Annotated in this window: 11 protein-coding genes; all 11 read left to right on the top strand. The window is 68.9% G+C overall.

The features are described from left to right. Positions 1-44 precede the first annotated feature (44 nt). The 11 genes from MTP10_RS35925 to MTP10_RS35875 all read left to right on the top strand — a co-directional run bounded on the left by MTP10_RS35925 (position 45) and on the right by MTP10_RS35875 (position 13,316). Positions 45-944, top strand: coding sequence for a YDG/SRA domain-containing protein (locus MTP10_RS35925; protein ID WP_310715532.1), 900 nt, complete (start codon positions 45-47; stop codon positions 942-944). Between the two features lie 177 nt (positions 945-1,121). Beyond that, positions 1,122-1,667 carry a YceI family protein gene (locus MTP10_RS35920; protein ID WP_310715531.1) on the top strand — a complete coding sequence of 182 codons (546 nt, stop codon included), beginning with the start codon at positions 1,122-1,124 and terminating at the stop codon, positions 1,665-1,667. A gap of 111 nt (positions 1,668-1,778) precedes the next feature. Continuing rightward, entirely contained in the window at positions 1,779-2,963 is a 1,185-nt protein-coding gene (locus MTP10_RS35915; RefSeq protein ID WP_310715530.1) for an ROK family transcriptional regulator, read from the top strand. Further along, positions 2,954-3,748 (top strand): ABC transporter permease, encoded by a 795-nt coding sequence (locus MTP10_RS35910; protein WP_310715529.1) that lies wholly within the window; start codon positions 2,954-2,956, stop codon positions 3,746-3,748. The genes MTP10_RS35915 and MTP10_RS35910 overlap by 10 nt, the downstream gene beginning before the upstream one ends. Beyond that, the gene (locus tag MTP10_RS35905) at positions 3,745-4,530 is read left to right on the top strand and encodes an ABC transporter ATP-binding protein (protein ID WP_310715527.1); all 786 of its coding nucleotides are present in this window, start codon (positions 3,745-3,747) and stop codon (positions 4,528-4,530) included. Before MTP10_RS35910 ends, MTP10_RS35905 begins: the two co-directional genes overlap by 4 nt. After that, positions 4,527-5,516, top strand: coding sequence for an aliphatic sulfonate ABC transporter substrate-binding protein (locus tag MTP10_RS35900; protein ID WP_310715526.1), 990 nt, complete (start codon positions 4,527-4,529; stop codon positions 5,514-5,516). The genes MTP10_RS35905 and MTP10_RS35900 overlap by 4 nt, the downstream gene beginning before the upstream one ends. After that, on the top strand, positions 5,513-6,982 hold the full coding sequence (locus MTP10_RS35895; RefSeq protein WP_310715524.1) for a sulfatase-like hydrolase/transferase: 1,470 nt from the start codon (positions 5,513-5,515) through the stop codon (positions 6,980-6,982). Before MTP10_RS35900 ends, MTP10_RS35895 begins: the two co-directional genes overlap by 4 nt. A 4-nt stretch (positions 6,983-6,986) precedes the next feature. Then, positions 6,987-8,402, top strand: coding sequence for a sulfatase (locus MTP10_RS35890; protein WP_310715523.1), 1,416 nt, complete (start codon positions 6,987-6,989; stop codon positions 8,400-8,402). Between the two features lie 49 nt (positions 8,403-8,451). Continuing rightward, complete coding sequence (locus MTP10_RS35885; protein ID WP_310715521.1) at positions 8,452-9,318, top strand: formylglycine-generating enzyme family protein; 867 nt, start codon at positions 8,452-8,454, stop codon at positions 9,316-9,318. Between the two features lie 96 nt (positions 9,319-9,414). Beyond that, a complete protein-coding gene (locus MTP10_RS35880) occupies positions 9,415-10,725 on the top strand; it encodes a family 43 glycosylhydrolase (RefSeq protein WP_310715519.1) in 1,311 nt (436 codons plus the stop codon). A gap of 77 nt (positions 10,726-10,802) precedes the next feature. After that, positions 10,803-13,316 (top strand): polysaccharide lyase family 8 super-sandwich domain-containing protein, encoded by a 2,514-nt coding sequence (locus MTP10_RS35875; RefSeq protein WP_310715517.1) that lies wholly within the window; start codon positions 10,803-10,805, stop codon positions 13,314-13,316. Positions 13,317-13,333 lie beyond the last annotated feature (17 nt).

Below are 13,333 nucleotides of genomic sequence, written 5' to 3'. Positions count from 1 at the left end.
GAGAGGACTATTCTCGCCCTGGGCTCTCGTGGCATGATCGGCCGGTGGCGTATACCAGGACATTTGGCCAGATCCCCGGTCATCCGGAGGGCAGCACCTACCGAACCCGTGAAGAACTCCGCATGGCAGGCCTGCATGCGCATAACCAGGCTGGCATCTCAGGGACGCCACGCGACGGCGCCGACGCGATCGTGCTGAATGGCGGTTATCCCGACGATCACGACGAAGGGGATCTTATTATATATACCGGCCAGGGAGGGCAAAATGGCCGAAAGGAGCAGATAGCGGACCAGCGCTATGAAAAGGGCAATGCAGGGCTCGTCCTGAGTCAATATGAGGGCTTCCCAGTTCGTGTGATTAGAGGACATGAGGAGGAGTCTCTACACGCGCCCCTCACGGGATACAGGTACGATGGTCTCTATCGAGTGGTGCGGCACTGGTTTAAGAAACGTGCTGACGGATATCGCGTGCTCCAGTTTCGGATGGTCAAGATCGGCAGCATGTATGACATCCAGGACCTAGGCGATCTTGAATCCGACGAGTACAGCGATTCGTCAACGACGGGGCCGGTGAGTCGCATCGAGTCGGTGGTCGCACGCTTGGCGCGCAAAGCGTCTGTCGTACGGAACATCAAGGACTGGTACGAGAACCGTTGCCAGATCTGTCGGGAAGCCATCCAGTTGCCAACCGGGCCAGCCAGTCAAGTAGCTCATATCCAGGGGCTAGGCGTACCGCATAATGGGCCGGACCATGAGTCAAACGCGCTCTGTCTCTGTCCGAACGATCACCTTCGTTTCGACTATGGTGCTATCTACTTGACTGACGATCTCAAGGTCGTGGAGGCGGCGACCGGCACAGTCATGTGCCACCTGTACGTTGATCGGCGTCACGCTATCGGGCTGGATTATGTTCGCCAACACCGCAGCTATTGGTCTCAGGAGTAAGGGCTACCGTGCGGTGTGGATGTTCGTAGCGCTCGTCGAGAGCGTCCCCGAGGGAAGGGGTAAGCGCCTCGGCGAGGGAGCGTGAGGGGTAAGCCGCGCATCTCTTGAAACCCGTCCCCAAGCATCGACCCGTCGTCCTCCTCCAAGGTCTCTTCGGGGCCGGGCTAGCCTGGCAAGGTGAGCATCGCCGCTGGTAGCTACACGTTGGGGCCCGAATCTGGCCGGCTCCTGGTCCATACGACGCGTACGGGGATCGGCGCGAAGGCCGGTCACGATCTCACCATCGAAGTCACCCGCTGGCGGGGCGAAGCCACCGTCGCTCCCTCCCGTTCCTCGGTCACGGTCGAGATCGACGCCGAGTCGCTGGAGGTCCGGAAGGGAACCGGCGGCGTCAAGCCGCTGACGAGTTCCGACCGCCAGGAGATCGAGAAGATCGTCCGGGAGAAGATCCTGCACACCGCCCGGCACCCGACGATCACGTTCCGGTCGACACGGGTCGACGGGACCGCGGAGTCGTTCCGCGTCGAGGGTGAGCTCTCCATCGTCGGTGCCACCCGGCCCGTCGCGGTCCGGGGCTCGGTGGCCGAGGGGCGCGCGCACGGCTCGGCGGTCATCGCGCAGTCCCGGTGGGGGATCCGGCCCTACTCGGCGCTCTTCGGGACGCTCAAGCTCAGCGACGAGGTCGAGGTGCGGTTCGACGTCAGCCTCGGGACGAACCGGTAGCCTCCGGCGAGTTCGCCCTGCTCAAGGACTTCCGTAAAGGATCTGGCGGATTTCTCGATTGTTTCTGCCGGAAGGTTGACGTAAAAAAGGGACGAAGCTTACGTTGCCAGCGTGTCAACGACGCCCAACGGAGTGCACGCGCTCGTCCGCCGATCCCATGAGGAGCGAGTGCTGCGCGTGCTGCGCCAGAACGGCGCGCAGAGCCGCAACGAGATCGCGGCGCGGGTCGGCCTGTCCCGCACCACGGTCTCCGAGATCACCGGCGACCTCCTCGGCCGCGGCGTGATCCGGGTCGTCGACACCGACGCCGTCGAGCGTGTGGGCAGCGGCCGGCCCGCCGAGCGGCTCGCGCTGGACCCGGCCTCCGGGCAGTACATGGGCGTCGACTTCGGCCACCGCCGCGTCAACGTCCTGGTGGCGGACGCGGCCCACGACATCATCGCGTCGGGGACGTCACGGTACGAGGAGTCGGCGCAGTGGCCCGAGCGGCTCAGCGCCGGGCTGGCCCTGATCGACCGGCTCAGCACCGACACCGGCGTCCACTACGGCGCGCTCCAGGCCATCGGGGTCGGCGTGCCCGGCTGGGGCGACCGCTCGGGCGCCGACGGCGTGGCGGAGGTGTTCGCCGAGCGTTTCCACGCCGCGGTGATCGTCGACAACAACGTACGGTTCGCCGGGCTGGCCGAGGCGTTGCACGCCCAGTCCGACTCTGTGCGCGACCTCATCTACCTGCGGCTGTCCGACGGCGTCGGCGGCGGACTGGTGGTCGGCGGCCAGCTCGCGCGCGGCTCCAAGGGGTACGCGGGCGAGCTCGGCCATGTGACCGCCGTTCCGGGCGGCGCCCAGTGCCGGTGCGGCAAGCGCGGCTGCGTCGAGACCGTGGCTTCGGTCCCGGCGATCCTCGGGCGGTGCCGGGAGCTGGGCGTGCCCATGGACTCGCTCGACGACCTCAAGGCGGCCGTGGAGATCGCGCATCCGGTCGTCGACGAGGTGCTGCGCGAGGCCGGCACGGCGGTCGGCCGGATGCTCGGCACCGCCGCCATGACGCTCAACCCGAGCGAGATCGTGCTCGGCGGCGACATCGTCGAGATCGCCCCCGCCCTGATCCGGCAGGTCGCGTCCACGGTCACCTACGAGTTGTCGTGGCTGGCCGACGCGGCGCCGGTGATCCGCCCGGCCCTGCTCTCGGACGAGAGCGGGGCGCTCGGGGCCATCGCCGCCCTGTTCCATGAATCCCCCCTGCTCGCCGGATACGAAGCGAACGTCACGACGGACGGAGGCCGACAGTGGCCGTGATCAATGCGGACGCCACCAGGGCCGCGAACGCCCGGCCGCGCAAGAGCCGGACCTTCCTGGTCCTCAACATCGTCTCGGTGGTGGCCGGGGTGGCGATCTGGTGGGGGCTGTCCCTGGCGGGACTGCAGTTCCCGTCTCCGGTCGAGGTCGTCTCGGCCGGCTGGACGATGATCCAGGACGGCACCCTGATCACCGACATCGGCGCCTCGCTCGGGCGCGTGCTGGCCGGGTTCGCCCTCGGCTCGGTGGCCGCGGTCCTGGTCGGCTTCGTCATGGGGTGGTACACGGTCGCCCGTGGCCTGTTCGAGCCGTGGATCCAGTTCTTCCGGACCATCCCGCCGCTGGCGATGCTGCCCCTGGTGCTCGTCCTGATGGGCATCGGGGAGAGCCCGAAGATCTTCGTCATCTTCCTGGCGGCGTTCCTGGCCTGCGTCATCTCGACGTACCAAGGCGTGGTCAGCGTGGACAGAACGCTCATCAACGCCGGCCGGGTGCTCGGCGCGAAGGACGGGACGATCTTCGCGCGGGTCGTGGTGCCGGCCTCGACCCCGTTCATCCTCGTGGGCATGCGGGTCGGGCTCGGCTCGGCCTGGGGGACGCTGGTGGCCGCCGAGCTGCTGGCCGCGCAGGCGGGGCTCGGGCACCGGATGCAGAGCGCGCAGCTCTACTACGACCTGCCGACCATCTTCGTCGGCATCATCACGATCGGGATCCTCGGCCTGATCATGGACCGGCTGCTCATGCTCGCCGGCAACAGACTGACGGCCTGGCAGGAGAACCGATGAGCACTCCCAAGATCTCCGTACGCGACGTCGAAAAGATCTTCCCCGTCGGGAACGAGGACTTCGTCGCCCTGGGCGGCGTCTCGCTCGACATCGCCGACAACGAGTTCGTGACCATCGTCGGCCCGTCCGGCTGCGGCAAGAGCACGCTGCTCAACATCCTCGCCGGGCTGGACCAGCCCACCGGCGGCACCGCGCTGGTGGACGGCAAGCCGGTCACCGGCCCGGGCCCGGAGCGCGGGGTCATCTTCCAGCAGTACGCCCTGTTCCCGTGGCTGACCGTCCGCGAGAACGTCGAGTTCGGCATGCGTACCGCGAAGGTCCCCGGCGACGAGCGGCGGCGGCGGGCCGAGCACTTCATCCGTCTGGTCGGCCTGGAGCAGTTCGCCGACGCGCTGCCCAAGACGCTCTCGGGAGGCATGAAGCAGCGTTGCGCGATCGCCCGCGCGTACGCGGTGAACCCGTCGATCCTGCTCATGGACGAGCCCTTCGGCGCGCTGGACGCGCTGACCCGGGTGCGGCTCCAGGAGCAACTCCTGGAGACCTGGAGCAAGGACCGGCGCACGGTCATGTTCATCACCCACGACGTCGATGAGGCGGTGTTCCTCGCCAACCGGGTGGTCGTCATGGGCGCGCGTCCCGGCCGGATCGTCGAGGTCATCGACGTCGACCTCCCCTATCCACGCGACGAGGACATGAGGCTGAGCCCCGAGTTCGGGGCGCTGCGCAACCGCGTCTGGCATTCCGTGTACCACCAGCGGCAGATCAAGGAGTCCGCGCAATGAGAAAGACATTCATGGCCGCCGCGGCCGTCGTCGTGGCGCTGTCGGCGGCCGCCTGCTCGTCGGACGGCTCCGGCGGCGCGGACGGCGGCGCCACCCAGGTGGACTTCGGCTACATCGCCGACTTCAACGGCGCGAGCCTGCTGGCCGTCGCCGACGCCCAGGGCCTGTGGAAGAAGCACGGGGTCGACGTCAAGACCAGCGTCTTCACCAACGGCCCCCTGCAGATCCAGGCGCTGGGCACCGGCGACCTCGACTTCGGCTACATCGGCCCGGGCGCCATGTGGCTGCCCGCCACCGGCAAGGCCAAGGTCGTCGCGATGAACACGCTCGGCAACGCCGACCGCGTCATCGCGCAGGCCGGTACGACGACCATGGCCGACCTGAAGGGCAAGACCGTCGGCGTGCCCGAGGGAACCTCCGGCGACATGATCCTCACGCTCGCCCTGCGCAAGGCCGGGCTGACCAAGAACGACGTCAAGATCGTCCCCATGGACGCGTCCACGATCGTGTCGGCGTTCACCTCCAAGCAGATCGACGCGGCCGGCTTCTGGTACCCGGCCATCGGCACCATCAAGAAGGCGGTCCCGGACCTGGTCGAGCTGGCGAAGAACGAGGACTTCGCCGACACGGTGTCGTTCCCGACCGCGTTCGTCGCCGGCAACGACGTCGTCGCGAAGGACCGGGCCAAGGCGGAGAAGGTCGTCGCCGTGCTCCGCGACGCCATCCAGTACCGCAGCGACCACCTCGACGAGACGATCGCCGCCACCGCCAAGATGCTCAAGCAGCCGCCGGAGCAGGTGAAGGCCGACGCAGCCAACTCCAAGGTGCTGTCGCTGTCCGACCTGGACGGCTACACCAAGGACGGAACCATCGACAAGTGGCTGAACGGGATGAACGACTACTTCACCGGCGCTGGCAAGCTGACCGGGGCCGTCGACCCGAAGACGTACTACACCGGCGATCTGTTCACGGGCGCCGCCAAGTGAACATCCTCTTCCTGATGACCGACCAGCACCGCGCCGACACGCTGGGCGCGTACGGGAACCGGCTGGCCGCCACCCCGGTGCTCGACGAACTGGCCCGGACCGGGACCCGCTTCGACCGTTGGTACACCCCCACGGCGATCTGCACGCCGGCGCGGGCGAGCCTGCTCACCGGGCAGGCGCCGTTCCGGCACAAGCTGCTCGCCAACCACGAGCGCAACGTCGGCTACATGGAGGACCTGCCCGACGACCAGTGGAGCTTCTCCGGGGCGCTGCGGGACGCCGGCTACAACTGCGGGCTCATCGGCAAGTGGCACGTCGGGCACCACCGGCGGGCGGCCGACTTCGGGTTCGACGGGCCTGACCTGCCGGGCTGGCACAACCCCGTCGACCATCCCGACTACCTGGACTACCTGGCGGCCAACGGCCTGCCGCCGTACGAGATCCACGACCACATCCGCGGGACGCTGCCGAACGGCGGGCCGGGCAACCTCCTCGCCGCGCGGCTGCGCCAGCCGGTCGAGGCGACGTTCGAGCACTACCTGGCGACGCGGGCGATCGAGATGCTCGAACGGTACGCGGCCGAGCCGGAGCCGTTCTTCCTGCAGCTCAACTTCTTCGGCCCGCATCTGCCGTACATCGTGCCGGACGAGTACTTCGACATGTTCGACCCCGAACTGGTCGAGCTGCCCAAGTCGATCGCGGAGACCTTCGCCGGCAAGCCGCCGGTGCAGGCCAACTACAGCGCGCACTGGACGTTCGACACCATGCCGCTGGAGGAGACGCGCAAGCTCATCGCCGTCTACTGGGGATACGTCGCGCTCATCGACGCCCAGATCGGGCGGGTCATGGACGCCATGCGGCGCCTCGGGCTGGTCGACGACACGGCCGTGTTCTTCACCTGCGACCACGGCGAGTTCACCGGCGCCCACCGCCTGCACGACAAGGGCCCGGCGATGTACGAGGACATCTACCGCACGCCCGGCATCCTGCGCGTTCCCGGCCAGCAGCCCGGAGTCGTCCGCACGGAGTTCGTCAGCCTGCTCGACTGCACGGCCACCATCCTCGAACTGGCCGGGATCGACCCCGCTCCCGCCGTCGACTCGCGCAGCCTCATGCCGCTCGCCTCCGCTGACGAGGTGGCGTGGGAGCAGGACATCGTCTGCGAGTTCCACGGCCACCACTTCCCGTACCCGCAGCGGATGATCCGGACCGACCGCTACAAGCTGGTCGTCAACCCGGACTCGACGAACGAGTTGTACGACCTGTTCACCGACCCGGACGAGCTGCTCAACGTCTACGGCCATCCGGAGATGGAGGCGGTGCGCGGACGGTTGATGCGGCGGCTTTACCAGGTGCTGCGCGACCGGGGCGACAACTTCTACCACTGGATGACGTCGATGTACGACGTCGGCGACGTCTCCTACGACCCGACCCTGAGCGGGCTCGACGAGGCGACCTATCGGTGACCCCATGAGACGTCCCAACATCGTCATGATCCTCACCGACGACCACGCCTCGCACGCCGTCAGCGCGTACGGGTCGGTGGTCAACCAGACGCCGCGGATCGACGAGATCGCGGCGCTCGGCGCCCGGTTCGACAACTGCTTCGCGACGAACGCGCTCTGCTCGCCGAGCCGGGCCAGCATCCTGACCGGCACGTACTCGCACGTCAACGGGGTCTCGACGCTGGTCACGCCCATCGACGCCGCGCAGCCGACGTTCGTGAGCCGGCTCAAGGCCGCCGGCTACCGCACCGCCATCGTGGGCAAGTGGCACATGGGGGACGGCCCCGGTCATGACCCGCAGGGGTTCGACTACTGGGACGTGCTGATCGAGCAGGGGGAGTACTTCGACCCCTCGTTCCTGTCCGAGGACGGGCTGCGCACCGTTCCGGGCTACGCCACCGACCTCATCACCGAGATGGCGCTGTCCTGGGCGGACGGTCTCGACGGCGAGGACCCGTGGTGCCTGCTGATCTACCACAAGGCGCCGCACCGACCGTGGGAGCCCGACGAGAAGCACGCCGGGAGGTACACCGACCCCATCCCGGTGCCCGCGACGTTCACCGACGACTACGCGACCCGCTCCTCCTCGGCCCGGCGCGCGGCGATGCGGATCGCCGAGCACCTGAACGCCGACGACCTCAAGCAGGAGCCGCCCGAAGGGCTGTCCTACGAGGAGACGGCGCTGTGGAAGTACCAGAGGTACATGGAGGACTACCTCGCCGTCGTCGCGTCCGTCGACGACAACGTGGGCCGGGTCGTCGACTGGCTCCGCGCGCGCGGGGACTTCGACGACACGCTCCTGATGTACTGCTCCGACCAGGGCTTCTTCCTGGGCGACCACGGCTGGTTCGACAAGCGCTTCATGTACGAGGAATCGCTGCGGATGCCCCTCGTCCTGAGCTACCCGCGGCGGATCCCCGCCGGCCAGGTGCACACCGGGATCGTCACCAACGTGGACTTCGCGCAGACCGTCCTGGACGCGGCGGGGGTGCCGCACCACCCACGCATGCAGGGCCGCAGCTTCCTGGCCGACCTGACCGGCGAGCCGGGTCCGCCGCCCGCGGAAGGGATGTACTACCGCTACTGGGAGCACGACGACGTCTTCCACAAGGCGCCGGCCCACTACGGCTACCGGACGTCCCGCTACAAGATCATCTATTTCTACAACGACGGCATGGGCCTCCCCGGCACGGGCTCGTTCACCTACAGCGGCGAATGGGAGCTGTACGACCTGGAGACGGACCCGGACGAGCTGCGCAACGTCTACCACGACCCGGCGTACCGCGCGGTCCGCGAGGAGATGAAGGTCCGCATGCACCGCGCCCAGGCCGCCCTCGGCGACGAGCCGCATCCCGGCCAGCCGGTGCCCGAGGGGGTCTGAGGTGTCTTGCTGCACGCCCGCGACGCCGGGACCGCCGAGGGGGCCCGCCGTGCGTTTCGCGGCGGAGGGCCGGCACGGGATCCAGCAGATCCACCTGACCGGCGGCGCGTTCCTGATGGGCGACGCCACCGGCGACGGCAATCCGGGCGACGGCGAGTCGCCCGTTCACCGGGTCGCGCTGTCGCCGTTCTCGATCGACGCCACCGCCGTGACCACGGCCGACTTCGCGGCCTTCGCCGACGCGACCGGCTACCGGACCGAGGCGGAGGAGTACGGCTTCTCCGCCGTCTTCCACCTGGCCCTGCGCGCCCGCCCCGAGGACGTGATGGGCCCCGTTCCCGGCACTCCCTGGTGGGTGGGCGTGCGCGGCGCCGACTGGCGGCGTCCCGGCGGACCTCTGTCGTCGGCGGAGCCCGACCATCCCGTGGTCCACGTGAGCTGGAACGACGCGGTCGCGTACTGCTCGTGGGCCGACCGGCGGCTGCCCACCGAGGCCGAATGGGAGTACGCCAGCAGGGGCGGCCTCGACGGCGCCCGCTACCCCTGGGGCGACGACCTGCCCGAGGACGAGTGGCGGGTGAACATCTGGCAGGGCGTCTTCCCCACCGAGAACACCACGGCCGACGGCTACCTGACCACCGCCCCGGTCCGCACGTACGCTCCCAACGCGTACGGACTCTGGCAGACGGTGGGCAACGTCTGGGAGTGGTGCTCGGACTGGTACGCGCCCGACTACTACGCCTACGCACCGCCCGACGACCCCCGCGGCCCGCTTCGCGGCACGGCCCGGGTGCTGCGCGGGGGCTCGTTCCTGTGCCATGACTCCTACTGCAACCGTTACCGCAACTCGGCGCGTTCGGCGAACACCCCTGATTCGTCGATGGCCAACGCCGGATTCCGCACCGTGGCGCGCTGAGAATCGTTCTCCTTATTTGTCGTCCATTCAATGTCGAAATAAGTGTCACTAACGTGTTCACCCAGGCACCTGCACGACACAGGAGGACGAAGACTAATGAACAACGTCGACCGGCGGTCATTGTTGGCCGGTGCCGCCGGCTTTCTGGGAGCGGCGGCACTGCCCGCCGCCGCCGCGCGGGCGTCGGTGGCCTCGGCGCGGCGGTACCCGCCGAACTGGCCCGCCCTCGCCCCCTACGGCCTCGCGGACACCCGGCCGGACCTGTGGCCACGGGAGGACAACTCCTTCATCCTCCCGCTCGAACTGCGCCCCAGTGACAAGGAACGCGGCCAGGTCTGGATGCGGGACACCTACGTCAACTGCTTCGTCGTCAACGGGCGTCCGATGTACGTCGCCACGGGCACCACCCGGGTACCCGGGCTCGAAGCGGCCGCCCCGTGGAACGACGGCATCTTCGTGTGGATCTCCCCGTCCCTGCGGGGGCCGTGGAAACTCGTCGACACCACCGGCATCCGGCCCGACGCCGAGAGAGGCAAGGTGTGGTCACCCGAGTTCGCCGGCGAGAACCGGCCCGGGCGCACCGTCGTCGCTCCCTGGCAGGAGTACTGGTACGACGCCCAGTTCGGCAAGCGCGGCCAGGCGTGGGCCCCGGAGGTGCACCACTTCCGCGGCAAGTGGTACATCGTCGCGTGCATGGGCGACCACTCCCGCAAGGTCGGCTCGTTCATGCTCGTGAGCGAGGGTGGGATCGAGGGCCCGTACCGGCTGGTCGAGGGCAACCACGAAAAGCCCTTCGGCGATTCTTTCGTCGGGGGACCCAAGTTCATCGAGCCCGGCGCCTACCACCACATTGACGGCGGCCTTTACACCGAGGGCGACGACGCGTGGCTCGTGCTGCACAACAATTTCTACGCGAAATTCCGGGACGACATGGAGGACATCGTCCCGACGACGAACCTCCCGCAGTTCCGGCAGACGCCCTACTCGCCCGAGCCGTATCTCGAAGGCGCGTACGTGTTCAAGCACGGCGGCAAGTACTACCTCCTCCACGCCGCGTGGAACCGGACGTCGACCGATCCCGACGGCAGCACGCACTACGCCTACGACCCGGCCGGCCCCGGTCGCACGCAGTACCAGTACGACGCGATCGTCGCCGTGTCGGACCATTTCGAGGGACCGTATTCCCAGCGGTGGACCGCGGGCGTCGGCGCCGGCCACAACAACGTCTTCGTGGATCACAGCGGCCGGCTGTGGGCGACGTTCTTCCGCAACCCCAACTTCGGCTACTGGGCGGACCCGTCACGCGTCGCCGACGCCGCCGTGGCCGGCGTCGTGCGGATGGAATGGACCGGCCCCGAGGGCGACCGGCTGTACGTCCAGCGCCGAAACCGGAGTCACGGAGCTTGACTTAACGGCCCGGACAAAATAGATCATGTAGGGCCAGCCCGGCATCCCCCTACGGCCTGGAGCCCGCAGTGCCGCACATGTCCCGTCGCCAGGTCCTCTCCCTGCTCCCCGCCGCCGGCCTGCTCCCCGCCACCGGGCTGCTGGCCATGGCCGCCCCCGCGCGCGCCGCGGCGGGGATCGATCACGCCCGGCTCCTCACCAACACCGTGGCGATGCTCGCCGGAACCCCCGACGTCAACGCCCGCCCTGAGGTCGCCGCCAAGCTCGCCTCGATCCTCGCCACCGCCAGGCAGAGGCTGGCCGCCATGGACAAGGCCGCCGACGGTGAGCTGTTCTCCGGCCTGAAGCTCGGCACCGACGACGCCAACCTGCGGCTGGCCTACCAGTACCTGTACGAGATCGCCCTCGCCACCCGCACGCCCGGCGGCGGCCTCGCCGATGACGCCGCCACGCAGCGGCGGGTCGCCGACGGCCTGGTGTGGCTGCACGAGCGCTACTACGGCGACCAGTCGAAGGGCTACTACGGCAACTGGCACAACTGGGAGATCGGCATCCCCACCCACGTGAGCAGGACCCTGGCCCTGCTCCCCGAACGGGTCCGGGAGGAACGCCCTGGCCTGACCGCGACCTACCTCGCCTCGATGGACGCCTACCTGCGCAACGGCAAGAACGGCGACGTCGACCTCGACTCCCGCTTCCACACCGGGGCGAACCTGGCCGACATCACCGCGAACCGCATCCTGCAGGGCGCGCTCACCGGCGACGACGCCCGCGTCGGCAAGGCCATCGCCGACCAGGCCACCGTCTTCGCCACCATCGACCCGTACAACCTCCAGCACGGCGTCACCGACGGCTACTACCGCGACGGCTCCTTCATCCAGCACGACTCGGTCGCCTACACCGGCTCCTACGGCCGCATCCTGCTGACCCGCGTCGTACAGACCCTCAAGATGCTGGAGGGAGTGACGAGCGGCGGCACCTCGGCGGACCTGCCCGGCGTGGTCTACCGCTGGATCGCCGACGGCTTCGCCCCGCTGATCTTCGAGGGCTGGCTGATGGAGATCGTCAAGGGGAGGGCGGTCTCCCGTACCGCCACCGGCTACGCCGACGTCGGCGTGATCGTGGAGGCCGTCACCGACCTGGCCGACCACGTCGAGGACCCTCTTCCGCTGAAGAAGTACGTCAAGTTCCTCCCGGCCGCCGACACGACCGCCTTCGTCTCCCCGATCAGCATCGCCCGCTACGCCTCCATCCGCGCCGACGCCGCCGTCCCGGCCGCCGACCTGAACCCGCCCCAGCGCTGCGTCGCCTTCAACGCCATGGACCGGACCGTCCACCGCCGCCCCGGCTACGCCTTCGCCCTGGCCCGCAACTCCGACCGGATCAGCAAGTACGAGTACATGAACGGCGAGAACCTCATGCCCTGGTTCCAGGGCGAGGGCGCCTTCCACCTCTACCTCTCGGGCGAGGACCAGAGCCAGGTCTTCGGCGTCGACTACTACACGACCGTCTCGCCGTACCGGCTGGCCGGCGTCACCGCGCCGGTGGAGGAGCGGCGCACGATCCCCGAGCTGTACGGCGGCCGGTTCTGGTACGAGAACCCCGGGCACCCGCTGAACTTCACCTCCTCCTCGGAGTCCCAGAACACCTACGTGTACTTCCCGCGCGCCGAGAACACGTTCTCCGGCGGCGCGACGCTCGGCGCCTACGGGGTGGCCGGCATGGTCCAGTCCGACGACGTGGCCTACACCGCCAAGCAGGCGGGCATCCTGCCCGACGACTTCGTCGCCTACCAGAACGCCCGCGCCACCAAGTCCTGGTTCATGCTCGACGACGAGATCGTGGTGCTGGCCGCGGGCGTCTCCGGCCAGGGCGGCCGCGACGCGGTGACCACGGTGGACAGCCGCATCGCCGCCCCCGGCGACACGGTCGCGGTGAGCGGGGAGGGCTGGGACGGCGGGGCCTGGCAGACGGGCGACACCAGGCCACCGCGCTGGCTCCGCTACGCCAACGCCACCCGCCGCACCGCGATCGGCTACGCCTTCCTGACCCGGCAGCCTGTGACGGCCGGCCTGGAGACGGTGACCCGCAGCCGCAGAGCCGTCCGCACGTCAAACCCCGACACGGCGGTGACCAAGAACGTCTTCACCGCGTCCGTCACCCACCCGGCGGCCGGCGACGTCACTGCCCTCGCCTACGCCCTGGTCCCGAACGCGACGGAAGCCGCATTGCGCCGCTACCCGCGCGGCCCGCTGACCGTCCTCGCCAACACCCGCGATGTCCAGGCGATCAAGCACGAGACTCTCGGGATCATCGCCGCCAACGTCTTCACCGACGGCCCGCGCCACGCCGGCCGCCTCGTCATCGACGGCCCGGCCTCGGTCATGGTCCGGTCCGGCCGGCGCACGGTCGTCGCCCTGTCGGACCCGACGATGAAACGCGACCGAGTCTCCGTCGTCCTGCAGGGCGCGCCTCTTCGCGTGGAGGCGGCGGACGAGGGGGTGACGGTCCGCCGCGTACCGGGCGGCACCCTGATCCAGGCCACCACCCACCACGCCCACGGCCGCACCCTCACCGCGACGCTCCGCTGAGCCGGCCTCTCGCGATG

This window comes from Nonomuraea sp. 3-1Str (assembly GCF_031570565.1).
In the GTDB taxonomy this organism is placed as follows: Bacteria; Actinomycetota; Actinomycetes; order Streptosporangiales; family Streptosporangiaceae; genus Nonomuraea.
This window is presented reverse-complemented; position numbering and strand designations above follow the sequence as displayed.

What these genes read in the sequence shown, in the direction of transcription:
- MTP10_RS35900 (WP_310715526.1), top strand. Translation starts at nt 4,527, where the DNA reads ATGAGAAAGACATTCATGGCCGCCGCGGCCGTCGTCGTGGCGCTGTCG.
- MTP10_RS35875 (WP_310715517.1), top strand. Translation starts at nt 10,803, where the DNA reads ATGTCCCGTCGCCAGGTCCTCTCCCTGCTCCCCGCCGCCGGCCTGCTC.
- MTP10_RS35905 (WP_310715527.1), top strand. Translation starts at nt 3,745, where the DNA reads ATGAGCACTCCCAAGATCTCCGTACGCGACGTCGAAAAGATCTTCCCC.
- MTP10_RS35890 (WP_310715523.1), top strand. Translation starts at nt 6,987, where the DNA reads ATGAGACGTCCCAACATCGTCATGATCCTCACCGACGACCACGCCTCG.
- MTP10_RS35880 (WP_310715519.1), top strand. Translation starts at nt 9,415, where the DNA reads ATGAACAACGTCGACCGGCGGTCATTGTTGGCCGGTGCCGCCGGCTTT.